25 protein-coding genes are annotated in these 23,621 nt (G+C 44.4%); 15 read left to right on the plus strand and 10 right to left on the minus strand.

What is annotated here, in order from left to right; genetic code table 11:
* Positions 1 to 94: 94 nt before the first annotated feature.
* A complete protein-coding gene (gene ettA / locus JKP82_RS04805; RefSeq protein ID WP_159532069.1) occupies positions 95 to 1,762 on the minus strand; it encodes an energy-dependent translational throttle protein EttA in 1,668 nt (555 codons plus the stop codon).
* Between the two features lie 211 nt (positions 1,763 to 1,973).
* On the opposite strand from ettA, the gene lpxD reads away from it, so the two are divergent.
* The 10 genes from lpxD (at position 1,974) to JKP82_RS04855 (ending at position 10,620) form a co-directional block, all read left to right on the plus strand.
* Positions 1,974 to 3,002 carry a UDP-3-O-(3-hydroxymyristoyl)glucosamine N-acyltransferase gene (lpxD, locus tag JKP82_RS04810; RefSeq protein WP_159532067.1) on the plus strand — a complete coding sequence of 343 codons (1,029 nt, stop codon included), beginning with the start codon at positions 1,974 to 1,976 and terminating at the stop codon, positions 3,000 to 3,002.
* 135 nt (positions 3,003 to 3,137) lie between these two features.
* The gene (gene glyA / locus JKP82_RS04815; RefSeq protein WP_159532065.1) at positions 3,138 to 4,394 is read left to right on the plus strand and encodes a serine hydroxymethyltransferase; all 1,257 of its coding nucleotides are present in this window, start codon (positions 3,138 to 3,140) and stop codon (positions 4,392 to 4,394) included.
* A gap of 83 nt (positions 4,395 to 4,477) precedes the next feature.
* Positions 4,478 to 4,927 (plus strand): transcriptional regulator NrdR, encoded by a 450-nt coding sequence (gene nrdR, locus JKP82_RS04820; protein ID WP_013783361.1) that lies wholly within the window; start codon positions 4,478 to 4,480, stop codon positions 4,925 to 4,927.
* 137 nt (positions 4,928 to 5,064) lie between these two features.
* Positions 5,065 to 6,156: a bifunctional diaminohydroxyphosphoribosylaminopyrimidine deaminase/5-amino-6-(5-phosphoribosylamino)uracil reductase RibD gene (gene ribD / locus JKP82_RS04825; RefSeq protein ID WP_218396077.1), complete on the plus strand. Its 1,092-nt coding sequence runs from the start codon at positions 5,065 to 5,067 to the stop codon at positions 6,154 to 6,156.
* 15 nt (positions 6,157 to 6,171) lie between these two features.
* Positions 6,172 to 6,834: a riboflavin synthase gene (locus JKP82_RS04830; protein WP_159532063.1), complete on the plus strand. Its 663-nt coding sequence runs from the start codon at positions 6,172 to 6,174 to the stop codon at positions 6,832 to 6,834.
* 22 nt (positions 6,835 to 6,856) lie between these two features.
* Positions 6,857 to 7,957, plus strand: coding sequence for a bifunctional 3,4-dihydroxy-2-butanone-4-phosphate synthase/GTP cyclohydrolase II (gene ribBA, locus JKP82_RS04835; protein WP_159532061.1), 1,101 nt, complete (start codon positions 6,857 to 6,859; stop codon positions 7,955 to 7,957).
* Positions 7,958 to 8,180: 223 nt separating this feature from the next.
* A complete protein-coding gene (gene ribH, locus JKP82_RS04840; protein ID WP_013783365.1) occupies positions 8,181 to 8,654 on the plus strand; it encodes a 6,7-dimethyl-8-ribityllumazine synthase in 474 nt (157 codons plus the stop codon).
* Positions 8,655 to 8,667: 13 nt separating this feature from the next.
* Complete coding sequence (nusB, locus tag JKP82_RS04845) at positions 8,668 to 9,090, plus strand: transcription antitermination factor NusB (RefSeq protein WP_013783366.1); 423 nt, start codon at positions 8,668 to 8,670, stop codon at positions 9,088 to 9,090.
* Positions 9,091 to 9,135: 45 nt separating this feature from the next.
* Positions 9,136 to 10,101 carry a thiamine-phosphate kinase gene (thiL, locus tag JKP82_RS04850; protein WP_159532059.1) on the plus strand — a complete coding sequence of 322 codons (966 nt, stop codon included), beginning with the start codon at positions 9,136 to 9,138 and terminating at the stop codon, positions 10,099 to 10,101.
* Between the two features lie 18 nt (positions 10,102 to 10,119).
* Positions 10,120 to 10,620 carry a phosphatidylglycerophosphatase A family protein gene (locus JKP82_RS04855; RefSeq protein ID WP_159532057.1) on the plus strand — a complete coding sequence of 167 codons (501 nt, stop codon included), beginning with the start codon at positions 10,120 to 10,122 and terminating at the stop codon, positions 10,618 to 10,620.
* 112 nt (positions 10,621 to 10,732) lie between these two features.
* Here the strand turns inward: JKP82_RS04855 and dxs are convergent, their stop codons facing one another.
* From dxs to xseB, 3 genes are read right to left on the minus strand one after another with little or no spacing between them, the layout of a single operon-like run.
* Positions 10,733 to 12,610, minus strand: coding sequence for a 1-deoxy-D-xylulose-5-phosphate synthase (gene dxs / locus JKP82_RS04860; RefSeq protein ID WP_218396053.1), 1,878 nt, complete (start codon positions 12,608 to 12,610; stop codon positions 10,733 to 10,735).
* Positions 12,611 to 12,642: 32 nt separating this feature from the next.
* A complete protein-coding gene (locus tag JKP82_RS04865; RefSeq protein ID WP_159532053.1) occupies positions 12,643 to 13,533 on the minus strand; it encodes a farnesyl diphosphate synthase in 891 nt (296 codons plus the stop codon).
* Between the two features lie 28 nt (positions 13,534 to 13,561).
* Positions 13,562 to 13,804: an exodeoxyribonuclease VII small subunit gene (gene xseB, locus JKP82_RS04870; RefSeq protein ID WP_082605035.1), complete on the minus strand. Its 243-nt coding sequence runs from the start codon at positions 13,802 to 13,804 to the stop codon at positions 13,562 to 13,564.
* Positions 13,805 to 14,086: 282 nt separating this feature from the next.
* Here xseB and pomA point away from each other — a divergent pair, with 282 nt between their 5' ends.
* Both pomA and JKP82_RS04880 read left to right on the plus strand, forming a co-directional pair.
* Positions 14,087 to 14,851 carry a flagellar motor protein PomA gene (gene pomA, locus JKP82_RS04875; RefSeq protein WP_159532051.1) on the plus strand — a complete coding sequence of 255 codons (765 nt, stop codon included), beginning with the start codon at positions 14,087 to 14,089 and terminating at the stop codon, positions 14,849 to 14,851.
* A complete protein-coding gene (locus JKP82_RS04880; protein ID WP_159532049.1) occupies positions 14,851 to 15,780 on the plus strand; it encodes a flagellar motor protein MotB in 930 nt (309 codons plus the stop codon). Before pomA ends, JKP82_RS04880 begins: the two co-directional genes overlap by 1 nt.
* Positions 15,781 to 15,860: 80 nt before the next feature.
* On the opposite strand, the gene JKP82_RS04885 is transcribed toward JKP82_RS04880, so the two are convergent.
* Genes JKP82_RS04885 through JKP82_RS04905 form a run of 5 tightly spaced genes read right to left on the minus strand, consistent with a single transcriptional unit; the run spans position 15,861 to position 20,269 of the window.
* Entirely contained in the window at positions 15,861 to 17,114 is a 1,254-nt protein-coding gene (locus JKP82_RS04885) for an SAM-dependent methyltransferase (RefSeq protein WP_159532047.1), read from the minus strand.
* A 7-nt stretch (positions 17,115 to 17,121) separates the two neighbouring features.
* Positions 17,122 to 17,853 carry a DUF1365 domain-containing protein gene (locus JKP82_RS04890; protein ID WP_159532045.1) on the minus strand — a complete coding sequence of 244 codons (732 nt, stop codon included), beginning with the start codon at positions 17,851 to 17,853 and terminating at the stop codon, positions 17,122 to 17,124.
* Positions 17,850 to 19,115, minus strand: coding sequence for an NAD(P)/FAD-dependent oxidoreductase (locus JKP82_RS04895; protein ID WP_159532043.1), 1,266 nt, complete (start codon positions 19,113 to 19,115; stop codon positions 17,850 to 17,852). The genes JKP82_RS04890 and JKP82_RS04895 overlap by 4 nt, the downstream gene beginning before the upstream one ends.
* 12 nt (positions 19,116 to 19,127) lie before the next feature.
* Positions 19,128 to 19,847: an SDR family NAD(P)-dependent oxidoreductase gene (locus JKP82_RS04900; protein ID WP_159532041.1), complete on the minus strand. Its 720-nt coding sequence runs from the start codon at positions 19,845 to 19,847 to the stop codon at positions 19,128 to 19,130.
* Positions 19,844 to 20,269 (minus strand): nuclear transport factor 2 family protein, encoded by a 426-nt coding sequence (locus tag JKP82_RS04905; RefSeq protein ID WP_159534611.1) that lies wholly within the window; start codon positions 20,267 to 20,269, stop codon positions 19,844 to 19,846. Before JKP82_RS04905 ends, JKP82_RS04900 begins: the two co-directional genes overlap by 4 nt.
* 295 nt (positions 20,270 to 20,564) lie before the next feature.
* On the opposite strand from JKP82_RS04905, the gene JKP82_RS04910 reads away from it, so the two are divergent.
* From JKP82_RS04910 to JKP82_RS04920, 3 genes are all read left to right on the plus strand, one after another.
* Entirely contained in the window at positions 20,565 to 21,140 is a 576-nt protein-coding gene (locus tag JKP82_RS04910; protein ID WP_159532039.1) for an LON peptidase substrate-binding domain-containing protein, read from the plus strand.
* Positions 21,141 to 21,269: 129 nt separating this feature from the next.
* Positions 21,270 to 21,881 carry a sigma-70 family RNA polymerase sigma factor gene (locus tag JKP82_RS04915; RefSeq protein ID WP_159532037.1) on the plus strand — a complete coding sequence of 204 codons (612 nt, stop codon included), beginning with the start codon at positions 21,270 to 21,272 and terminating at the stop codon, positions 21,879 to 21,881.
* Positions 21,874 to 22,602, plus strand: a complete 729-nt coding sequence (locus JKP82_RS04920) for a ChrR family anti-sigma-E factor (RefSeq protein WP_159532035.1) — start codon at positions 21,874 to 21,876, stop codon at positions 22,600 to 22,602. The genes JKP82_RS04915 and JKP82_RS04920 overlap by 8 nt, the downstream gene beginning before the upstream one ends.
* 109 nt (positions 22,603 to 22,711) lie before the next feature.
* On the opposite strand, the gene JKP82_RS04925 is transcribed toward JKP82_RS04920, so the two are convergent.
* Positions 22,712 to 23,479: an outer membrane protein assembly factor BamD gene (locus JKP82_RS04925; protein ID WP_159532033.1), complete on the minus strand. Its 768-nt coding sequence runs from the start codon at positions 23,477 to 23,479 to the stop codon at positions 22,712 to 22,714.
* Between the last annotated feature and the right edge of the window lie 142 nt (positions 23,480 to 23,621).

A 23,621-nucleotide genomic window follows, 5' to 3' on the forward strand; every position in this document is an offset into this window, starting at 1 on the left:
GTTAGTACACATGGCAACTAGCAATAAGTGTAGGAGTGTAAAGCAAGTCTTTACGGCACAAAAAAACGGGCTCATATAAGCCCGTTTTGTAACGCTATTTGGTCATGCGCTTGTATTTTAGTCTGTGTGGTTCAACCGCATCTTGACCGAATTCAGCTTTAAGCCAGGTTTCGTAGTCAGAGTAGTTACCTTCAAAGAAGTTGATTTTACCTTCGTCGCGGTAATCCATGATGTGTGTGGCAACTCTATCTAAGAACCATCTATCATGCGATATAACCATGGCGCAACCTGGGAATTCAAGCAAGGCGTTTTCAAGCGCTCGCAGGGTTTCAACGTCCAAGTCATTGGTTGGTTCATCGAGTAGCAACACGTTGCCGCCTGCTTTTAATAGCTTGGCTAAATGCACACGATTTCGTTCACCACCCGATAAGTCTTTAATGAACTTCTGCTGATCGTTGCCTTTAAAGTTGAAGCGGCTGCAGTAGGCGCGGCTGTTAATTTCAAAGTTACCAATACGAATAATATCTTGTTCTTCAGAAATCTCTTTAAACACCGTCGTGTTTTCGTTCATGTGGTCACGAAATTGCTCAACGCTGGCAATCTTTACAGAATCACCTAGGCTAATGTCGCCTGAATCTGCCTGCTCTGCACCAGTAAGCATTCTAAATAAAGTCGATTTACCCGCACCGTTTGGCCCTACAATCCCTACGATTGCGCCTTTAGGTACTTTGAACGACAAGTCATCAATAAGTACACGTTCACCGTAGGATTTACTAAGGTGTTCAACTTCAATAACCTTATCACCTAAGCGCTCACCAGGTGGAATAAAGAGTTCGTTAGTCTCGTTACGCTTTTGGTAATCGCCAGTAGACATCTCTTCAAAACGCGCCATACGCGCTTTGCTTTTTGCATGGCGACCTTTTGGATTAGAGCGAACCCATTCGAGTTCCTGTCTAATGCTTTTTTGACGCGCATTCTCTGTGCGTTCTTCTTGCTCTAAGCGCTGATCTTTTTGTTCCAACCAAGAAGAATAGTTACCTTCCCAAGGTATTCCTTCACCGCGGTCTAGTTCTAATATCCAGCCTGCAACATTATCTAGGAAGTATCTATCATGGGTAATAGCCACAACCGTACCTTCGTAATCGTGAAGGAAGCGTTCTAACCAAGCAACAGATTCAGCATCCAAGTGGTTGGTAGGTTCATCAAGCAGCAGCATTTCTGGCTTTTCAAGCAACAAACGACACAAGGCAACACGGCGGCGTTCACCACCTGATAATTTGCTGACGTCTGCATCCCATGCCGGAAGACGAAGGGCTTCGGCAGCACGGTTTAAGGTATTCTCTAGGTTATGTCCGTCTTTCGACTGAATAATAGCTTCAAGTTCACCCTGCTCTTTTGCAAGGGCGTCGAAGTCGGCATCTGCTTCTGCGTACGCAGCGTACACTTCATCTAAGCGAGTTAGCGCGTGTTTAACGTCGGCTAACGCTTCTTCCACGTTTCCACGTACATCTTTCGATTCGTCTAGTTGTGGCTCCTGAGGTAGGTAGCCTATTTTAAGCCCTGGTTGAGGGCGTGCTTCACCTTCAATTTCGGTGTCTAACCCAGCCATAATACGCAGTAAGGTAGATTTACCAGAACCGTTTAAACCCAATACGCCAATTTTTGCGCCGGGGAAAAAACTCAGAGAGATATTTTTAAGAATTTGACGGTTCGGTGGAACAATTTTCCCCACGCGATGCATACTATAAACGTATTGAGCCATGCTGTGTCCTTGCCAGAAAATAAAGTATCATTGTACTCGTAACAGGATAGTCTGTGCCAGTGTGAACCGCCATACAGGCTCATGCTTGATGGTATTTTGTTCAATTGAAGTAAAAAGAAGGCGAAAAGTACGAATAATACGTCGGTCACCTTCCTAAATTGAGGTAAACTTCACTAGCATACGCTTCAATGAAAAAATAGGTATTCACTGTATGACTGCAATGAACAAACGCCCTTACAGCCTATCGGAACTTGCCAGCCATGTAGGCGGTGTTGTAGAGGGAGACGGCAGTGTCGTTATCTCTGCGGTAGGAACGCTAGCAGGCTCTGCCAGCCATCAAATCTCATTTCTTACTAATCCGAAATATAAATCACAGTTAAGCGATACCTCTGCTGGTGCGGTTATTCTTCACAGCAGTTTAAAAGATAAAGCCCCATGCCCAGCGCTAGTGGTAGACAATCCTCATGTAGCGTTCGCGCGCATTGCACAGCTTTTCGACACTACGCCCGCAGTAGCAAGTGGGATTGCCGACACCGCCGTGATTGCATCGTCGGCCAATATCGGTAGCGATGTGTCGTTAGGCCACAATGTGATTATTGAAGATAACGTGGTGCTAGGTGACCGCGTCACTATTGGTGCCAATTCGGTTATTCGCAAAGGTACGCGCATTGGTGAAGGCAGTGTTATTCATCCTAATGTGACGATTTATCATGACGTGATAATGGGTAAGCGGGTTACGGTGCATAGCCAAACGGTCATTGGTGCAGCGGGCTTTGGCTACGCGAACGATAAAGGCGTATGGCTTCCTATTCCGCAAACTGGTTCTGTTCGCATTGGTGATGACTGTCAAATTGGCGCCAGTAGCAGTATCGATCGCGGAGCTATGGAAGACACCGTTATAGGCACCAACGTCATTATCGACAACCAAGTGCAAGTGGGTCATAACTGCATTATTGGCGATCATTCGTGTATCTGCGGTGCAACCGGTATCGCGGGCAGTTGCCACATTGGAAAGTACGTTGTTATCGGCGGTGGTGTTGGCGTAAACGGCCATATTTCTATTTGCGACAAAGTGCAAGTAACTGGCTACTCCATGATTGTCCAAGATATCACCGAACCAGGGGTTTATTCTTCAGGTCAGCCGGCTACGTCTAATCGAGAATGGAAGCGAAATACTATAAGGCTGCAAAAAATAGGCAGTTTATTTGACCGCGTGAAGGCGCTAGAAAAACAGGTCTGATCTCAATGGAGCGCAGGCGTTACGTTAAACCTGCGCCATTTAAATTAAATTGGTCATAAAGCGGTATACAAGCCCTTGAAAATGACTAGAATATGCCACGAACAAGCCATCAATCAATGCCGTTAAGGAGCCCTCATGTTACCTCGCGAAATGAATATCGCTGACTTTGACCCAGAATTAGCCGAAGCAATGGCGAAAGAAGTTGTCCGTCAGGAACAGCATATCGAACTTATCGCCTCTGAAAACTACTGTAGCCCACGTGTTATGGAAGCTCAGGGCTCTCAGTTAACTAATAAGTATGCTGAAGGTTACCCAGGTAAGCGTTATTACGGCGGTTGTGAACACGTAGACGTAGTAGAGCAATTGGCTATCGATAGAGCAAAAGAGCTTTTCGGTGCAGACTACGCTAACGTGCAACCTCACTCAGGTTCACAAGCTAACTCTGCGGTATTCATGGCATTGCTTGATGCTGGCGATACTGTATTAGGTATGAGCCTTTCTGAAGGTGGTCATTTAACGCATGGTTCTCACGTAAACTTTTCGGGTAAGACCTACAATGCCGTTCAGTATGGCTTGAACCACGAAACGGGCGAAATCGATTACGAACAAGTTGCCGCGTTAGCAGAAGAACATAAACCAAAAATGATTATTGGCGGTTTCTCTGCTTATTCGGGTGTTGTTGATTGGGCAAAATTTCGGGAAATCGCCGACAGTGTAGGCGCTTTCCTGTTAGTTGATATGGCGCACGTTGCAGGTTTGATTGCTGCGGGTGTTTATCCTAATCCACTCCCACATGCACATGTAGTAACTACAACGACACATAAGACCCTAGCGGGCCCACGTAGCGGACTAATCTTGTCTGCCTGTGGTGACGAAGCCATTTATAAAAAGCTTCAAAGCTCAGTATTCCCAGGCAATCAAGGCGGTCCTTTGTGTCATGTTATTGCAGCAAAAGCAGTAGCGTTTAAAGAAGCACTTCAGGCAGACTTTAAAGAATACCAAACACAGGTTGTTGCGAACGCAAAAGCGATGGTGGCGGTAATGCAAGAACGCGGATACAAAATTGTATCTAATGGTACTGAAAACCATTTGTTCCTGTTAGATCTTATTGATAAAGATATTACGGGTAAAGATGCTGATGCTGCCCTTGGTGCGGCTAACATTACTGTCAACAAGAACTCGGTTCCTAACGATCCTCGCTCACCGTTTGTTACAAGTGGATTGCGTATCGGTAGCCCAGCAATTACACGTCGTGGCTTTAAAGAAGAACAAGCCAAACAAGTCGCTACATGGATTTGTGATGTGTTAGATAATATGGGTGATGACAGCGTTATTGACCGTGTTAAAAGTGAAGTGGTTGCACTTTGTGAACAGTTCCCTGTTTACGCGTAAGCAACCGATATAAGGTAGTTACCGCGCGTTAGTCTATACAAACACAGGCTAACGCGTAGTAAATAGTAAGTTAAGGATCGCTCATGTTTTGCCCCTTTTGTTCAGCACAAGAAACAAAAGTGATTGACTCTCGCCTAGTGGCAGAGGGGCATCAGGTGCGCCGGCGTCGTGAATGCGCAATGTGTCATGAACGTTTTACTACCTTCGAAAGTGCAGAACTCGTAATGCCGCGTGTTATTAAACGTGATGGTTCACGAGAGCCTTTCAACGAAGATAAGCTTCGTGCAGGCTTACAGCGCGCGCTAGAAAAACGCCCAGTGAGTACAGAAAAAGTTGAACAGTGTATCTTGTCGCTTAAGTCAGAGCTTCGGGCAACCGGCGAACGAGAAGTGGGGAGTGAACTGTTAGGCAACCTTATTATGAAAGCGCTCAAAGAGCTAGATAAGGTCGCTTATGTGCGGTTTGCCTCTGTTTATCGTTCCTTTGAAGATATCCGAGAGTTTGGTGAGGAAATAGCCAGACTAGGGGATTAACCACGGGATATGCAGTGTCAATTAATACTACCCATGCTCATATAAATAGCGGCTCAAATACCGACCTAGGCAAAAATCACAGTAGCAGTTCAACCAGTGACTTGCCGAGTAAGGCCGTAGAAATTGACTATTATTGGATGGCCAAAGCCATTCGGCTGGCGCAAAAAGGCCGATATACTACTTCTCCTAACCCCCGTGTTGGCTGTGTCATTGTTAATAATAACAATGAATCTATTGGCCAAGGCTTTCATGTCCAAGCCGGTACGCCTCATGCCGAAGTTCATGCCCTTCGTGAAGCAGGTAAAAGCGCAAAAGGTGCTACGGCCTATGTGACTTTAGAGCCATGTAGCCATTATGGACGAACGCCCCCCTGTGCTGAAGCACTTATAAAAGCACAAGTGTCGCGGGTGGTTATTGCCATGACTGATCCGAACCCCAATGTTAGCGGTAATGGTATTCGCATGTTACAAGATGCGGGCATTGAGGTCTCATCCGATATTATGTCGGCAGAATCTGCCGCGTTGAACCCGGGTTTTATCAAGCGAATGTTAACTGGCAAACCTTATGTGCGAGTGAAATTAGGCATAAGTGTGGATGGAAAAATTGCCCTTCAAAATGGTAACAGTCAATGGATAACTGGGCCAGGAGCTAGAAGAGATGTGCAGCATTACCGTGCACAAAGCTGCGCGGTGTTAACAGGCTCGGGAACGGTAAAAGCCGATAATCCTAGTCTATTAGTCAGATCAGGCGAAGCGAAGTTCACTGATTACCCATTGGAGGCTATTCGCCAGCCAGTGCGGATAATTGTGAATAGTGCCGATGATCTTTCAAGGGACTACACGTGCATGAACGATGGTCATCCAACCTTCGTGGTATCTACCCAAAATAGCGCCGATACTGACAATCGCCAACACCTAACCGTTGATGCGATGAACGGTAAAGTGGATATCAGTAAATTGATGCTGCAGTTAGGCGACATGCAGTTTAACGAAGTGTGGGTAGAGGCAGGACCAGGTTTGGTTGGCGCATTACTGATGGCTGGTGAAGTAGATGAACTCATCTGTTATCAAGCGCCTAAGCTATTGGGAGACAAAGGGGTGAGTATGGTATCTTTACCCACCTTTACCGAATTGAATCAAGCTATTGAATTGTCGCTGATTGAAAGTCGACAAATAGGTAACGATATTAAGCTTCGTTACCTTCTTAACACCCTTAACACGCCTCAATAGCCTTATAGGAACATTATGTTTACTGGAATTATTCAAGCTTTAGGCAAGATTACCAAACTCGATAACCGAGGTAGTGACATACGGTTAACGGTTTCATCAACTACACTGGATATGGCCGATGTAGCGCTTGGTGATAGTATTGCTACCAACGGGGTATGCCTTACCGTAACTGATATGGGTAGCGATTATTATTGCGCTGATGTATCGGCTGAAACCATAAAACTTACCGGGTTTGCCCATTACGGCACGGGCTCTACTGTGAACCTTGAAAAGGCAATGCGACCCACTGACAGACTGGGCGGACACATTGTTTCAGGTCACGTCGATGGCGTGGGCGAGATCAGTAAAATTATAAAACACACCGACTATGTTGAATTTTGGGTAAAAGCACCTACATCTTTAGCCAAGTACATTGCTCATAAGGGCAGCATCACTGTTGATGGCGTGAGCCTTACGGTGAATGAAGTCAACGGTGCTGAGTTTATGCTGTGGATAATTCCCCATACGCTGAAAGAAACGGTGATGGGACATTACGACGTTGGCAGCGCCGTAAATTTAGAAGTAGATGTAATAGCACGTTACCTTGAACGCTTAATGATGGGTGATAAAGCAGCCTCACCTATATCAAAAGACATTGATATGGCATTTTTGGCTGAGAACGGATTTTTGAGAAAGTAACCCTACAAGAAGTATAAAAACTATGGCATTTAACACCTCGAAAGAAATTATTGAAGACATTCGTCAAGGTAAAATGGTTATCTTGATGGATGATGAAGATCGTGAAAACGAAGGCGATCTTATTATGGCAGCAGAACATGTAACGCCAGAAGCCATTAACTTTATGGTAACGCATGCCAGAGGTTTAGTTTGCCTACCGATGACCGAAGCACGCTGTAGACGCCTTAACCTTCCGTTAATGGTGGATAAAAACGAAGCGCAGTTTTCGACAAACTTCACCGTATCGATTGAAGCGGCAACAGGCGTTACTACTGGTATTTCAGCGGCTGATCGGGCTGTAACTATTAAGGCTGCTGTTGCCAAAGAAGCGAAAGCTACCGACATTGTTCAGCCTGGGCATATTTTCCCGCTAATTGCTAAAGAAGGCGGCGTATTAAACCGCGCAGGGCATACCGAAGCGGGAGTCGATTTGCCGCGCTTAGCAGGGTTAGAGCCGGCCGGTGTTATCGTTGAAATCTTAAATGAAGACGGCTCAATGGCTCGTCGACCAGAGCTTGAGAAATTCGCTGAAAAACACGGCCTTAAAATTGGCACCATTGCCGATTTAATCGAGTACAGAAATTTAAACGAAACTACCATTGAAAAGGTCGCTCAGTGCAACCTACCTACAGAATATGGTGATTTCGAGCTTCATACTTTCAAAGACAGTATTGATAATCAGCTACACTTTGCTTTGAAGAAAGGGGAAGTTAGCGCTGAGAATCCAACATTAGTTCGCGTGCATCTTCACAATACCTTCAGTGATTTGCTGGGTTCTACCCGTGGTATTCATCGTTCGCTTACCTTATCTGAAGGTATGCAAAAAATTGCTGATGAAGGCGGTGTTCTGGTATTGCTTGGTAAAGATGAGCAAATTGAACAACAGGTTCGCCGCTTTGCTGCAGAAGATAGAGGCGAGCGTCCAACTGGTGCTGATTGGCAGGGCTCGTCACGTACTATTGGTGTAGGTAGCCAAATTTTAGCCTCTATTGGCGTTCAGAAAATGCGCTTACTAAGCAAGCCTATTAAGTACCATGCCTTATCAGGCTATGGCCTAGAAGTAGTTGAGTACGTTCACGACTGAGCAGTTTATAAAGGAGGGGGAGTGCCTGCCGCAAACACGCGGTGAATACATCCATGTACGCTCCGCCACCGCATCCATGCGGTGGAGGGTTTACGGCAGGCACTCCCCCTCCTTATTACTTGGCTGCGACTAATGAACTAAGTAGCAGAGTAAAAGAAACAATCGATTTAGTTTGGGCGTAGTTGTGGTATACTTCGCGCCGTTTTTCTCGAGGAATGAAATCATGCAAGTAGTTGAAGGTAATATCAGAGCGACCGGTAAGAAGATTGCTATTGTTGTTGCACGCTTTAATAGCTTTGTTGTTGAGAGCTTATTGGAAGGCGCATTAGATACTCTAGACCGTCACGGCGAAGTGAACGAAGACGATATCACAGTGGTTCGTGTTCCAGGTGCTTATGAGTTGCCTATTGTTGCTAAGAAACTTGCTGAGAAAAAATCTTTTGACGCCATTATTGCACTAGGTGCGGTAATTCGTGGCGGCACACCTCATTTTGACTTTGTTGCAGGCGAATGTAACAAAGGCCTAGCGCAAGTATCGCTAGAATACGGTGTACCGGTATCTTTTGGCGTTATCACTACAGATTCTATTGAACAGGCTATCGAACGTTCTGGAACCAAAGCAGGCAACAAAGGCGCTGAAGCAGCCTTAGGTGCGCTTGAAATGGTTAACGTTATCGATGCTGTTGAAAAGCTTTAAGGTAAAAAATTAAGTGAAAGTTTCAGCTCGTCGTAAAGCCCGTGAACTTGCCCTTCAAGGCATCTATTCATGGCAAATGAGTCATAACGATATTCAGCAAATTGAACTGGCGCTTGCGACCAGTAACGATATGAAGAAAGTTGATATGGCTTATTTTCAGGCACTGCTTCGCGGTGTGGCGCACAGCGCTAGCCACTTAGATACGACTATCAAGCCGTATTTGGGCCGTTTGCCTGAAGAACTAGATGCAATCGAAAAGGCTATTTTACGCATTGCGACACTGGAACTTACAGAGCGTAAGGATGTGCCTTATCGCGTAATTATTAATGAAGCGATTGAACTTGCGAAGTCTTTCGGGGCCGAAGAAAGTCATAAATTCATCAATGGTGCGCTTGATAAAGCGGTTCGCTCGTTGCGTAAAGACGAACGCGATTAACCTTGTACAGTGGCATTGGATGTCACAAGGGTTTAATAGACTATCGTGAAAGAATTTGATCTTATCGGCCGCTACTTCTCTGATGGTGGCCACACTCGTAAAGACGTTGTTATTGGTATTGGTGATGATTGCGCCGTAACTAACGTTCCTAGTAACCAACAACTTGCCGTTACTACCGATACCTTGGTAGCCGGCGTGCACTTCCTAGAAGATGCGCCAGCAAAATCAGTGGCGTATAAAACCGTAGCCGTCAATTTAAGCGATTTAGCCGCCATGGGCGCTGAACCCGCGTGGATCAGCTTATCGTTGTCATTGCCAAGCGTGAAAGATGAGTGGCTCAGCGAGTTCGTAGATGGTTTGTATGAGCTTACGCAGTACTATTCTGTGCAGTTGATTGGTGGCGATACCGTTAAAGGCCCAATGGCCATGACCATTACGGCGCAGGGGTTTATTCCACCCGGCTCCGAACTAACCCGCAGTAATGCAAAACCCGGCGACTGGGTCTACGTTACAGGGACGTTAGGTGATGCTGGTGCTGGCTTAGATATTCTGCAGAATAAGCTCACTGTGGCCGGGGAAGCGCGAGATGTGCTTATTAATCGCCATTATTACCCTACGCCTCGGGTAGCAATGGGAACGGCTCTTCGTCGTATTGCTTCATCATGTATTGATGTGTCTGATGGCTTAATTTCTGATTTAGGCCATATACTGAAAGCATCAGGCTGTGGTGCAAATGTGCACGTTGATAAGCTCCCTTTATCGAGAGCGTTAACCAGTGCAGTTGATAATGCCCAAGCTATCGAATATGCACTGTCAGCAGGCGACGACTATGAACTTATCTTTACCGTAGGCGAAGAACAGCGAGGCAACTTTGAAACCTCAATGGGCAGTAGTAGCGTGAAAGCCACTTGTATTGGTCAGTTGACTGGTCAAGTCGGTCAGCTTTTTTTGTTAAAAGATAATCAGCCGTTCACACCAACCAATGAAAATGGTTACGAGCATAGTTTCTAGAAGCTAACAGAGCATTATATGCAAAAAGAATATCGCGCTAGAATTAGCATGAAGAATCCAGTGCACTTTTTAGCGCTTGGGTTTGGTAGCGGACTTGTTCCGTTTATGCCCGGCACATTTGGTTCGGCAGCTGCGCTTCCACTGTTAATGTTGTCTGCGAATATGCCAGTGATAGCGTTTATCGCTTTCACCGTTTTTGCCTCAATTATTGGTATTTATCTGTGCGGAAAAACTGCTGATGATATGCAGGTGCACGATCATGGTTCTATTGTGTGGGATGAAGTGGCGGGTATGTTTATTACCTTTTTATTTGTACCCATCACGGCGCCGTCTCTGTTAGCAGGGTTTGTTCTGTTTCGTATATTCGATATTTTAAAGCCTTGGCCAATAGGGCCTATCGATAAGCGCTTACACGGCGGTACAGGCATTATGCTTGATGATATAGTGGCAGGCGCAATGGCGTGTGCTTGCTTACATATCATGATGCTAGTATGGCCGGCATTTACCACCTTGTTTTAGTATCGGGCTGATGTAAGCTAGCTTGTTCATACGTCAAAGAATCATAAATACTAAAAAGCCCGCTAATGCGGGCTTTTTATATATAAAGGCTAGTTAGAAAGAAAGCAATTAGCTAGCTTTGTAAGCTTTTAAGAGTAGCGCTAATACCTTCGATATCTAGTCCATGTTCTTTGTACATTTCTTGCTGCGTACCTTGTAAAATAAAGCTATCAGGAAGCCCTAATGTACGAACCGGTTTCATAATACCTTGTTGTTGCAAGTACTCAAGTACACCAGAGCCCGCACCACCAGCTATGCACCCATCTTCTAAGGTAATAAGCATATCGTGTTCACTAGCCGCTTTTTCAATAGCCTGGCCGTCCAGGGGCTTTACAAACCGCATATCAATAACCGTAGCATCCACCGCTTCGGCAGCGGCTAATGCATTAGGTAAGAGTGTGCCAAAATTCAATATTGCTGCTTTTTTCGATGGTTTACCGCTAATGGCACGGCTAACCTTCGATTTACCAATAGGTAACTCGGTCATTGCGGTGTCAGGGGTGATACCCATTCCAGAACCACGAGGGTAGCGTACCGCAGCAGGTTTTTGCGCTTTGTGACCCGTGTATAGCATTTGTCTACATTCATTTTCATCAGACGGAGCCATGACAATCATATTCGGTATGCAGCGTAAAAAGGCAATATCAAACGCACCTTGGTGAGTAGGGCCATCAGCACCTACAATTCCAGCACGGTCCACGGCAAATAAAACAGGCAAGTCTTGCAATGCGACATCGTGAATAAGCTGATCGTACGCACGCTGTAAAAAGGTTGAGTAGATGGCAACCACCGGGTTACAACCATCGCGAGCTAAACCCGCAGCGAAGGTAACCGCATGTTGTTCTGCAATGGCTACATCAAAGTATTGTCTGGGGTATTGCTGCGAAAACGCGACCATACCAGAGCCTTCACGCATGGCGGGTGTAATCGCCATCAATTTGGGGTCTTGCGCTGCCATATCGCACAACCAATTGCCAAAAATAGCAGAAAAAGTAGGCGCTGAAGGTTTCGCTTTTGGTAACGCGTTATCGGCAGGGTTGAATTTAGGCACTGCGTGGAATTTAATCGGGTCTTTTTCAGCAAGGGCGTAGCCTTTACCTTTCTTAGTGACCACGTGAAGCAGTTGTGGGCCTTTGAATTTGCGCATATTACGCAAAGTATCTACAACGGCATCGACATCATGGCCATCAATAGGGCCAATGTAATTAAAGCCAAGCTCTTCAAAGATAGTGCCGGGCACTACCATGCCTTTAAGGTGTTCTTCTGCGCGACTAGCAAACTCTTTAATGGGAGGTACGTTGCTTAATAACTTCTTAGAACCGTCACGAATAGAGTTAAATACATTACCTGTAAGTAAGCGTGCAAGGTGGCTATTAAGGGCTCCTACGTTTTCAGAGATAGACATTTCGTTGTCGTTTAACACCACAACCATATCTTTATTGATATCGCCTGCGTGATTCATCGCTTCAAATGCCATGCCTGCGGTAATCGCGCCATCGCCAATAACGGCAACCACTTTACGATTTTTGCCCTCTTGCTCGGCGGCAACAGCCATCCCGAGCGCAGCACTAATTGAAGTCGAAGAGTGACCCACCGCAAAAGTGTCGTAGTCGCTTTCAGGAGGCCAAGGGAAGGGATGTAACCCGTCTTTTTGTCGAATAGTCGACATTTGAGTGGCTCGGCCAGTCAGAATTTTATGGGGGTAGGCCTGATGGCCCACGTCCCAGATTAATCTGTCTACAGGGGTATTATAAATATAATGCAAAGCAACGGTAAGCTCTACCGTGCCTAAGCCCGATGCAAAGTGCCCACTGGTTTGGCTTACACTATTTAGTAAATATTCTCGTAATTCATCTGACAACTCACGCAATTTATCTTGCGGTAACTGTCTTAACTTATCCGGCGTTTGCGCAATAGCAAGCGTGGGGTAATGTTGGAGGTCTAAACTCATTATTTATTATCTTTTTCAACATGGTTGCAGAACTAATGGTCTCGTTTTACCAATAGTTCGCTAAACGCAATTAAACTGTCTGTATTGTAGGGTAAACGAGCCAAGGCTTGAAGGGCATTCTGATGCAGCTTATCAAGTTCTCGTTTTGCGCCTTCGATGCCAAGCTTGGCAGGAAAGGTATTTTTACCCAAAGCAATGTCAGAGCCTGCTGGCTTTCCTAATTGCTCACTATTACCTTCTACGTCCAGAATGTCATCTTGGACTTGAAATGCAAGGCCAATATCGTCAGCGTAGGCTAATAAGTCTGCTTTACTGCCACTATCAAGGTCTTGAGAAACAATAGATACCATTTCAATACATGCACGAAGTAGCGCGCCGGTTTTCAAATTGTGTAGACGCTTGAGCTGCTCAAGGCTTATTTCTTCGCCCGTGCTGGCTAAATCGATAGCTTGCCCGCCACACATGCCGCGATAGCCTGCGGCGCGCGCTAATACAGAAAGTAACTCGCCACGTTTATTGGTTGCGAATTCACTCAGCGGCGCGTCTGCCAATGTACTAAAAGCGAGGGCTTGCAAAGCATCACCGGCTAATATTGCGGTGGCTTCATCGAATGCAATATGACAAGTTGGTTGGCCGCGACGCAGATCGTCGTCGTCCATGGCTGGCAAGTCATCGTGTACAAGCGAGTAAGCATGCACACACTCAATTGCCATACTGATAGCCATTTGATCGCCTTTAGGCACATCCAGGGTGTTGCCGATAACTTGAACCAGTAAAGGTCGCATGCGTTTACCGCCCACCAACAACGCATGACGCATTGCTTCTTTAAGCCGCGGTGCGTCGTCGGGAAGGTCATCAATAAGCGTATTTAACGACGTATCGGTCTGCTGCTTAACTTGCTGATGCAATGCAGTGAAATTCATATTGTACCTGTTTGTTGCGACACGAGGCTTAAGGTTGCTCGTCTTCAGGAAGAGGGTGTAGTGCGCTTTCACCTTGCTCATTAAGCAAAATTTTAACTTTTTGTTCTGCTTGCTCTAACGATTTCTGGCCTTCGCGAGAAAGGGCAATGCCTCGCTCGAATTTTTCAAGTGCAACGTTTAATGGCAACTCACCGTTTTCCATCTCATTGACTATGGCATCTAATTCGGTAAGGGTTTCCTCAAACGAGGGAGAATCTGTCTTTTTCGTCACAATAGCACTCAATTTTAGGCGTTTCTTGGGATTACGCGCACATTAACTGAGGGTAGCCAATGGGTCAAATGGTTTGTCAACATATGCCCTATTGCTACTATCTATGATAAAGCATTGTGATCTAGGCGCTGCCATCAAAACTGCTGCCTAAAGTTCGACTAACGTCATTATGTCTACAATAATTAAGGCAATTTGCGATAATCTTGTTATAGAAATTCTATACAATGCCGATAGAATACGAGTAATAGTTATGCAGCGTCTGCAAAAAATGAGGAAGAGTGAGTGGATTTAGCAACCGTCATAGGTATGTTGGGCGCCATCGGCTTTGTAGTAATGGCCATGGTTATGGGTGGCAGTATTGCCATGTTCATCAACGTACCGTCTATCTTGATCGTATTTGGTGGCACCCTTTTCGTTATTTTATCCCAATACACTTTAGGGCAGTTCTTTGGTGCAGGTAAAATTGCAGGCAAAGCATTCATGTTCAAAATTGATACGCCTGAAGATCTTATCGAAAAAATTGTTGAGATGGCAGATGCAGCGCGTAAAGGCGGTTTCCTTGCATTGGAAGAAGCTGAAATAGAAAACCCGTTTATGCAAAAAGGCGTAGACATGCTGGTTGATGGTCACGACATAGAAGTGGTCAGAGAAACCTTAGCGAAAGATATCTCTATGACCACCGAGCGACACGAGTTTGGTGCCACCATATTTAAAGGCATGGGTGATATCGCACCAGCGATGGGAATGATTGGAACTCTGATTGGCCTGGTGGCCATGCTTTCTAACATGGATGATCCTAAATCGATTGGGCCGGCGATGGCGGTAGCACTATTAACCACCTTGTATGGTGCATTTCTTGCCAACATTATTTGCCTACCCATGGCGGTAAAGCTCGGTAACCGCGCACAAGAAGAAAAGCTTAACCAAATGCTAGTGCTCGATGGCATTGTCGGGATTGCCGATGGGCAAAACCCGCGTGTAATTGAAGGTATACTGAAAAACTATTTGGCGGCAAGTAAACGCGGTACGGGCGCTGAGGATGAATAATGGCTGAAGAAGAGTGCCCAAAATGTCCTCCCGAGGGGCTTCCTGCATGGATGGGGACCTTCGCGGATCTTATGTCGCTACTGATGTGCTTCTTTGTGCTCTTACTTTCGTTTTCAGAAATGGATGTACTGAAGTTTAAGCAAATCGCGGGCTCTATGAAGTTTGCCTTCGGTGTACAAAACAAAATTGAAGTTAAGGACATTCCTAAAGGCACCAGTGTTATTGCTATGGAGTTTAGGCCTGGTCGTCCAGATCCGTCGCCCATCGACACTATTCAGCAACAAACAATTGAAATGACCCAGCAGATGCTGGAGTTTCAAGCGGGTGATGAAGACTCATCAGGCGGTAGGCAGAAGCAACGGGGTGAGCAACGCGGGGGGCAGTCACAGCAAACGGCCACTGATCAGTCGTCCTCGGAGTCGCAAAGTTCAGATCAAACTCAAACTGCTGAGTTAATGAAAAAAGTGGCGCAGCAGCTACAAAAGCAAATTCTCGATGGCGCAGTAGAGTTAGAGTCTTTGGGTCAGCAGCTGACTATTCGCATTAGAGAGAACGGTTCGTTTTCTGCAGGTTCTGCATTTTTACAACCTCAATTCCAGCCTATCTTACGCAAAATTGGGGTGTTGTTAGCAGATGTTCCAGGGGAAATAGAAATCTCAGGGCACAGTGACGGACAACACATTGCTAATGAACTCTATCGTTCTAATTGGGATTTATCGTCTCAGCGTGCCGTAGCCGTAGCCGAGGCCATGCGAACAGCGCCGGGGTTCGATGAAAGCAGAATGTCTGTAGTCGGCAAGGCTGATACCGACCCCATGGTGGAAGAGGCGACAACGCCTGCCGATAGAGCAAGAAACAGACGGGTAGAGATTAATATTAATCAAGGTAAACCCATGACCTCCCAACCTATATCCGTGGTTGATGAATAGGTTACTAAACCGAACACAAAATCAAAAAGGGCGAATCAGATGATTCGCCCTTTTGGTTTGAAGTTGTCTTTCGTATGCAACTAGCGTTGCAATGCCTCCCTGTGATGCGGCTTAGATATTACCAATTGCACAGTGCTAATGGTTCTTTCTAAAAAACCGCCTTCACAGTATTTTAAATAGTAAATCCACATTCGCATGAAACGTTCATCGTAACCGTCGTTTAGTAACGCTTCTTTGGCGCTAATAAAGGCCTCGTACCAATGATTTAGGGTTTGGGCGTAATCTAACCCGATATCATGCAGATCTCTAATCATCATGTCGCTATAGCGCTTTAAATGAGAGTTTAATTGATATTGCGAGGGTAAGAATCCACCGGGGAATATGTATTTTTGAATGAAGTCCACACTATTGGCGTAACTCTCGTAACGTCTATCGTCAATAGTAATGGATTGAAGCAACATCAGCCCATCGTCTTTCAATAACGATGAACACTTTTCAAAAAAGTTACCTAAGTAATCTTTCCCAACGGCTTCAATCATTTCTATTGAAACCAGCTTGTCGTATTTACCTTCTAATAGGCGATAGTCTTTTTTCAGCAAGGTGACTTTGTCAGATACCAGTTCGCGGTCAATCCATTGCTCTGCCCACGCATATTGTTCTTCAGAGATAGTTGTGGTGGTCACGTTACAACCATAATGCTTGGCAGCATATACCGCCAAACCGCCCCAGCCAGTGCCAATTTCTAAAAGGTGGTCACTTTGGGTTAACTGAAGCTTGTCACAAATTGTTTTAAGTTTGTGATTTTGCGCCTCTTCTAAACTGGCATTCACATCAGGATAAATCGCCGATGAATACATCATCGTATTATCTAAAAAGCGAGTATAGAGTTTATTACCTAAATCGTAATGGGCTTCAATATTTTTCTTGGCTTGGTCTTGTGTATTGCGGCGGGCAAAGTGCTGAATTTTTAAAATAGGCATGGAAATCCATTTGAACTTGTTTTCCCATGCGTCAAGGGTAGATAAATTGCGCGCAAATATTTGCACCACTGCCGTCACATTATCGCTTTCCCACAGACCATCCATGTAGGCTTCACCTGCACCTACACTGCCGCCCAATAATAATTGGCGATACGCTTTCACGTCTTTGAAATTAATCGTAGCGTGCAAATCGTCATTGGGGTTACCCAGTGAAGAGATCGTGCTGCCATTTTCCATAATGGTAAGTGAACCATGTGGAAGTTTCTCTAAACACTTTAAAAATGCGCGCCTACATACCTTGTCTAAAAGAGACGCTTCTGACGGGGTACTAAATACAGATTCACCGGAAGACATGTTGTTATTATTCCTGACTTTTCTTAGGGTGGTTATAAAGTGGTGTACGCTTTATAAGTAACTTTAACGCCTGCCAATATATGCCAATTATTGTTCTAATGGTCATACTAGGTATACGTTTCATAACCCGACTTAGATTCGCATTATCTAATGAAAGCCGTGTTAAATTAATTCCAGCATTGAACTCTTTTTCGCCTCGAACACAGTCCATCGTTAATGATAGGCGTTGGCTAGGTTGCGTTATTCGCCATTTGTAAGTCATGTCCATGGGATTAAACGGTGATACATGAAATGCTTTTGGTGTGTCTGCTTGCACGGCTAAATCGACCAGATAATAATGCCGCTCATTCCAAGGGGTATTGCTGACTTCTGCTAATACATGGGTAAAGGCATTGTCTTTACCCTTTAAATAATAAAAATTAACAGGGCTGAAATACATTCCCCACATTCGAAGTTGCCCAAGCATGTACACATCGCCGCTTAAGGTATCCTCACTTAAACTGTTCATTTTTTCTAGTACGCTTTGGTCTAATGGCCTGTTGCTATCACCTAAATAGTCTTCTCGTTTAAAGCGTACCCTTGCTTTAGAATTAACAGAGAAGTGTTTCAAGGCTGCTGGCAATGCATCGACTTCACTTAACTTTATCCAGAACAAATAAATATGATAGTCGAACTTATGTTGGGTAGGTGAAAAGCGCTCGTGATACACCTTTCCTTCATAAATAGCGCTATCCATCATAGGTGAGCTCCAAATCGCTCACATACATCTAATGCGCTATGCACACCATCTTCATGAAAACCGTTATACCAGTAGGCGCCACAAAAATGCAGATTATCCACACCACATATCTGGCTTCGGCGCTGTTGTGCATTCACCATAACGTCACTAAATTGAGGATGCGAATATTGGTAACTACCCAATACCGCGCTTGTATCAATTTTATCCGTGTTATTAAGGGTGACGCAGTAGGTATTAGCTGCGTCTAATCGCTGAAGAATATTCATATCGTAAGTCACCGAAGCCGGTCTTTCTTCCTCGCCAGCATCGTCTTTTAAGCGGTAATTCCAACTTGCCCATGCAAGCTTTCGCTTAGGAAGTTGGTTTGTATCTTTGTGCATAACGACGTCATTTTCAGCGAAGCGAATAGCGCCCAACACCGCTTGCTGAACTTCGCTGGGAGTATCTAGCATGGCTAGTGCTTGGTCGCTATGACAGGCGAAAATAACGTCATCGAATAAAGCTTGAGTGCCAGATGTGTCAGTTACCTGCCACTTTTGGCCTACTTTTTTCACATTAGTAACGCCACATGATAGCTTTATCTTGTCTTTAAAACTGGCAGTTAACGGGGGAATATAAGTGCTAGAGCCACCTTTAATGGTATACCACTGTGGCCTGTCAGTTATATTCAATAAACCGTGGTTGTTAAAAAACTGGAGAAAGAAAGTCAGTGGGAACTGCCTAGTTTGGGCAAGACTTGCAGACCAAATAGCGGCGCACATGGGCAAGATATAATAGCGCGCAAAGTCATCGCTTAATTTTAGCTCGTTAATGACATCTTGAAGCGTCATAGAAGAAGTGTCTCGCTTCTCGGCGACAAAGGCTTTGCAGGCTTTATTAAATTTCAGAATGTCACGCACAATACGCCAGAACCTTGGGCGTAGTATATTCCGACGCTGTGCAAATAGGCTGTTTATCGTATTGCCATTGTACTCGATGTTAGCTTTCTCACTGGTAACAGAAAAGCTCATCTCGGTAGGCTGGTATGCGACATCAAGCTGCTTCATCAGCTTTATAAATCTAGGGTAGGTCCAATCATTAAATACAATGAAACCGGTATCGATATTTCGTTCAATACCCTCATCGTTGATTTTTTTCGTGGCGGTGTGCCCGCCAATGTAATCATTGGACTCATAAACAGTGATATTAGCTGTTTTATTTAACAAATACCCACACGTCAGGCCTGAAATGCCGGTCCCAATAATCGCTACATTTTTTGTCATTGTTATTGTGCTCTACTGCTTCTCTCGCATCGATAGCGATAATTTCTTTTGTAATCCAACCGGTAAGATATGCATAAATCGAAGTATAAAGCCAAATATGCGAGGGAAGAAAACGGTTTGCTTACCCGTCTCAACACCTTTAAGCATAGAAACCGCCGCTTCATTTGCCGTAATTTTCATTGGCATATCAAAGTCATTTTTGTCAGTAAGGGGTGTTTCAACAAACCCTGGTGATACCGCTTGAACATTTATACCGCGGTCGTGTAAGTCAACCTCTAAGCTTTTTGTAAAATAGTGAAGAGCTGCTTTACTTGCCCCGTATGCCTGAGAACGGGTAAAGGGAAGTAGGCGGGCCATACTATCTACGATGACTAGCTTATTCCCTTTCTTTAATGAAGGAATGAGCGCCTCTACACAGTGAACTACGCCAAAAAAGTTCGGTTCGAAAACCCGCCTAAACATATCCGACTCGAATTCATCAATATCTACATATTCACAGGTGCCTGCATTTAAAATAGCAATGTCGCACTTTACGTTGTGCAGCGCTTGTTTAGCCTCTTTTAGAGAAGTTACATCAAATTGAAGCGGCTTAATGTTTGGCTTCGACGCCAGTTCATCTAACACTTCTTGATTTCTACCACATGCAATAACCTGATAGCCTTTTTCTGCCGCATGAAGTGCTAATGCTTTGCCAATTCCTGAGGTGGCGCCTGTAATGAGTAATGTCTTCACTTCGCTAACCTCTTTTTAATTTTCTTCACAAAGAAGCCTAACAGAGGAATGTGTTCATATACCATTTCGCCTAAATCGTAGTAATCTTTGTGATAGACAATCTTGTCATCCTTTACCGTCAACTGGGTATTCCCGTCTACGACAATTAACTTGTCGCTTTGCTTAAGTTTGAGGTTCATTGTCCAGTTAACGATATGGGTGATGCTGTTGCTATTCACTGGCGCTATCATTGATATGTCAAACTGACAGCGTTCGGCTTGCCCAAGTAAATTTGCAAAATACTTTTGTACGCTATTAAGGCCATGGTGGGTAGTGATAGGGTCAACAAATGCCACGTTGGAAGCATAAATATCTGCTAAGTCATCTAGGGTGATTTGGCATATATCGGCGTACATCGTTGAGAATCTATCTAATACAGTCATCACTTCTTCACTTTGTTAATTTGCTTGGATAAACATAAAACGGCCATGTAACGTGTTGTTACTATTGCTAATACTGCGTGGGAGCTTGTTTGCAAATACTATACACGCTATTTTGATTATCGTTCTACTATTCGAAGCGTAACCGGGTTGGTTAATGTTTTCTTAATATATTCATTCTACAAATAATGTAGCGCGTCGGATCATTACCTTTAGACTAAAGTGTGAAATTTTTTCCCTAGCGATCCAATTTGTTCACAGTGGCGTAATTGCTTATGACCAAAAGAGTTAAGAGTTTATGAGTAAGACACCCATTCCACTATTTCCGTTATCTGCCCATTTGCTTCCAGAGGGACGCATGGCGTTACGCATTTTCGAGCCAAGGTACACGCGCATGGTTAAGCAGGCATGTGCTGAAAATAAAGGGTTTGTGATGTGTATGCTAAACGCATCTGGTGATAAATCCCGTAATGAACATATTTATCCGATTGGTACCTACGCCAAGGTTGTCGACTTCGATTTGCTCGATGACGGCTTGCTTGGCATAAAGGTTGCTGGATTAGAGTTAGTTGAGGTAACTGATGTAGCAGTTGAATCAGATGGGTTACGTACAGGTCATTGTCATTCTGTATCGCCTTGGAACTGCGAAATATCACCTCAGCAATTAGCGCCTATAAATGAGCGTTTGAAAGAAATTTTTGCGAAGTATACGGAGATAGCATCACTTTATGAGGAAACCCGGTTTGACGACCCTATGTGGGTGTTAAGACGGTGGCTTGAATTGCTACCTGTTGATGGTGGACAAAAGCAGCAATTTCTTAGACAGGGTGGTGGCAAGAACTTACTTAACTATCTGTGTGCATTAATTCGATAAACCGAATTAATAGATAAAGTGTTAAATTCCATTAAACAATTGTAATGTGGAATTGGCGATTTTTTCGAACTTCTTTCATCGTTTGTTTGTAAAATATATTAATCGAATCGGATAAACGGACGAAACCTTATGTTAGTTGGAATTCCTTTAGAACAAAGTAAGAGTACGATTAAACCGAAAGAATGCGCGGTTGAGATGTCAGATTACCTAGTTGAAGTTGCCCAAAAGCGTTGTAAAAAATCTTTTGCGCGAGTTTTTAATTACTTTGCTCCAAGACTTCGTTCATACGCTTTAAAGCAGATGGGTAACGAAGCCCTTGCCATGGAACTAGTACAAGACACTATGTCGAATGTGTGGCAAAAAGCGCATTTATTTAACGCAGAGAAAGGTTCGCCATCTACCTGGATTTTCACCATTGCTCGAAATATTCGTTTTGATATGCTGCGTAAGCTTCAAAACCGAAAAGAAGATGTATGCTCTGATGATCTTTGGCCAGTATTGTGTGAACAAACTGCCGACCTAAACGAAGCACCTCTTGACGAACAAGTAACGTTAGAACAAATCGGTTATTTGTTTGAATCGCTTCCGGTTAAACAAAAGGCAGTTATTGAAGCTATTTACATTGATGGTAAATCTCAGCAAGAAGTCGCCGATGAATTAGATATCCCACTGGGTACTGTTAAGTCAAGAACTCGCTTAGCACTTCAAAGATTAAAAGGTATGTTGCAAAGTAATGATTAGGTTCCACCCGAGTGCTCAACAACTTGTTTCATTCGTTGACGGAAATTTATCGCCGGCGGTGTCGCTGATGGTCTCTGCACATTGTGATATGTGCAGCACGTGTCAGCGATTTGTGGAACAAGAAACCGAGCGCCTAGCTGGTTCGTTACTGCAAGATAATGGTTTTAAGCAAGTTGACCTTAAAGCCGATTACAGCGCAATGATTGCGCAAATTACTCAAGCGCCGTCTTCTGTTGAAGCTGATACCGGCTTGAATCAGAAAGAAATCTCCCGAAAGCCAAGCAGTAAGACAGAAGTCAGTAAGGCTGCTATCCATTCTATTGAGCTTGATGGCAGGAACTTTGTCCTCCCGCGAACACTTCAGCGGTATATAGAGAAGACAGGGGGCTGGTCTAGTTTAGTAGGGAAGTTATGGCAGGCACCTGTGGATTTAGGTAGCCAAGGAGTAGCCAATTTCATATATATGGCTAAAGGTGGTAGTGTGCCCGAACATACTCACCGAGGCACTGAATACACTTTGGTGATAAACGGTGAATTCAGTGATGGGATTAACAACTACGATTCTGGCGATTTTATTTTCATGGATGGCCAAAATACGCATACCCCGCGTTCTGATAATGCCCAAGGTTGCTTAGTATTTACTATTGTTGACCAGCCCTTACATTTTACGTCTGGTATAGCGCGCCTTCTCAATCCATTTAGTCATCTTTTCTTTCGCTAGCCTTCGTAATAGTATTTTTGTAAATTTTCTCAGTTAAAGTTAAAAAGCAGATTCAAAAAAAAGCGCAGTTTGTTTTAAACTGCGCTTTTTATTACTGCTATTAGAATGATTAACTAATAAAGTCACTTTCAGGGAAGTTCAACTTCAATGTCTTCATGGCATTACCACGCAAATCATCTAATCCTAATTGCTCGTAACTAGATACCATAATTTCAAGCGCTTGCTGAATTTGTGTACTTTCAGGGAAGTGCTCGATAACATATCTGCCACGGTTAGCTGCTGCAACATAAGCGTGTCTGCGCATGTAGAAGCGGGCAATAGCAATTTCGTATCGTGCAAGCCTGTCTTTAATATGAAGCATGCGCTTGCGTGCGTCTGCAGCATATTTGCTGTCAGGGTATTGCTGCATTAAGCGTCTGAAATCTTCAAAAGCCTGACGAGATTTCGAAGGATCTCGGTCAGTCCTATCAATGTTCATTAAATCTTGAAACAGGTTACTGTCAGACTCCATGTTGGTAAGGCCACGCATATAGTAGGCATAATCAACATCTGAGTGGTTTGGATTAAGACGAATAAACCTATCGATAGTGGCTAACGTCTCATCACTCTTACCTGATTTGTAGTAACTATAGATAAGGTCTAATTGCACTTGGTGCGAAAGCGGGCCAAATGGGTAACGAGAGTCTAATGCGCCTAATGTCTGGGCCGCAGCACTGAAGTTACCCACTTCCATGCTTTCTTTGGCTCTGTTATATAGCTGTTGCGCACCCATATTAGCCATAACGGCTTTTTCTTCTTCGTCGGAGGAGCTACTACAGCCTGCGACAGATACCATTGCACCTAATAACACAGGTGCCAGTAATCGAATTGATTTCATAATAGTTCTTTTTTCCTGCTAAACAGTATTGATTACTTCGCTGTCTAAGCTCATGTTCTCGTATTCTAACGTACTCGCGATGATAAAAACCATACAAATTCGCAAACAACGCAGTGTACCGATTGAAAGCTTGTTATAATAC

Origin of the sequence: Alteromonas lipotrueae, from assembly GCF_019249215.1 — a bacterium.
In the GTDB taxonomy this organism is placed as follows: domain Bacteria; phylum Pseudomonadota; class Gammaproteobacteria; order Enterobacterales; family Alteromonadaceae; genus Alteromonas; species Alteromonas lipotrueae.

Coding starts and splice junctions, on each gene's coding strand:
- JKP82_RS04885 (WP_159532047.1), bottom strand. CDS start 17,114: ATGTCTTCCGGTGAATCTGTATTTAGTACCCCGTCAGAAGCGTCTCTT.
- ribBA (WP_159532061.1), top strand. CDS start 6,857: ATGGCATTTAACACCTCGAAAGAAATTATTGAAGACATTCGTCAAGGT.
- JKP82_RS04865 (WP_159532053.1), bottom strand. CDS start 13,533: ATGAATTTCACTGCATTGCATCAGCAAGTTAAGCAGCAGACCGATACG.
- JKP82_RS04890 (WP_159532045.1), bottom strand. CDS start 17,853: ATGATGGATAGCGCTATTTATGAAGGAAAGGTGTATCACGAGCGCTTT.
- ribH (WP_013783365.1), top strand. CDS start 8,181: ATGCAAGTAGTTGAAGGTAATATCAGAGCGACCGGTAAGAAGATTGCT.
- JKP82_RS04910 (WP_159532039.1), top strand. CDS start 20,565: ATGAGTAAGACACCCATTCCACTATTTCCGTTATCTGCCCATTTGCTT.
- glyA (WP_159532065.1), top strand. CDS start 3,138: ATGTTACCTCGCGAAATGAATATCGCTGACTTTGACCCAGAATTAGCC.
- JKP82_RS04895 (WP_159532043.1), bottom strand. CDS start 19,115: ATGACAAAAAATGTAGCGATTATTGGGACCGGCATTTCAGGCCTGACG.
- JKP82_RS04920 (WP_159532035.1), top strand. CDS start 21,874: ATGATTAGGTTCCACCCGAGTGCTCAACAACTTGTTTCATTCGTTGAC.
- lpxD (WP_159532067.1), top strand. CDS start 1,974: ATGACTGCAATGAACAAACGCCCTTACAGCCTATCGGAACTTGCCAGC.
- ettA (WP_159532069.1), bottom strand. CDS start 1,762: ATGGCTCAATACGTTTATAGTATGCATCGCGTGGGGAAAATTGTTCCA.
- ribD (WP_218396077.1), top strand. CDS start 5,065: ATGGCCAAAGCCATTCGGCTGGCGCAAAAAGGCCGATATACTACTTCT.
- JKP82_RS04880 (WP_159532049.1), top strand. CDS start 14,851: ATGGCTGAAGAAGAGTGCCCAAAATGTCCTCCCGAGGGGCTTCCTGCA.
- JKP82_RS04925 (WP_159532033.1), bottom strand. CDS start 23,479: ATGAAATCAATTCGATTACTGGCACCTGTGTTATTAGGTGCAATGGTA.
- JKP82_RS04905 (WP_159534611.1), bottom strand. CDS start 20,269: ATGACTGTATTAGATAGATTCTCAACGATGTACGCCGATATATGCCAA.
- dxs (WP_218396053.1), bottom strand. CDS start 12,610: ATGAGTTTAGACCTCCAACATTACCCCACGCTTGCTATTGCGCAAACG.
- JKP82_RS04855 (WP_159532057.1), top strand. CDS start 10,120: ATGCAAAAAGAATATCGCGCTAGAATTAGCATGAAGAATCCAGTGCAC.
- JKP82_RS04915 (WP_159532037.1), top strand. CDS start 21,270: ATGTTAGTTGGAATTCCTTTAGAACAAAGTAAGAGTACGATTAAACCG.
- nrdR (WP_013783361.1), top strand. CDS start 4,478: ATGTTTTGCCCCTTTTGTTCAGCACAAGAAACAAAAGTGATTGACTCT.
- JKP82_RS04830 (WP_159532063.1), top strand. CDS start 6,172: ATGTTTACTGGAATTATTCAAGCTTTAGGCAAGATTACCAAACTCGAT.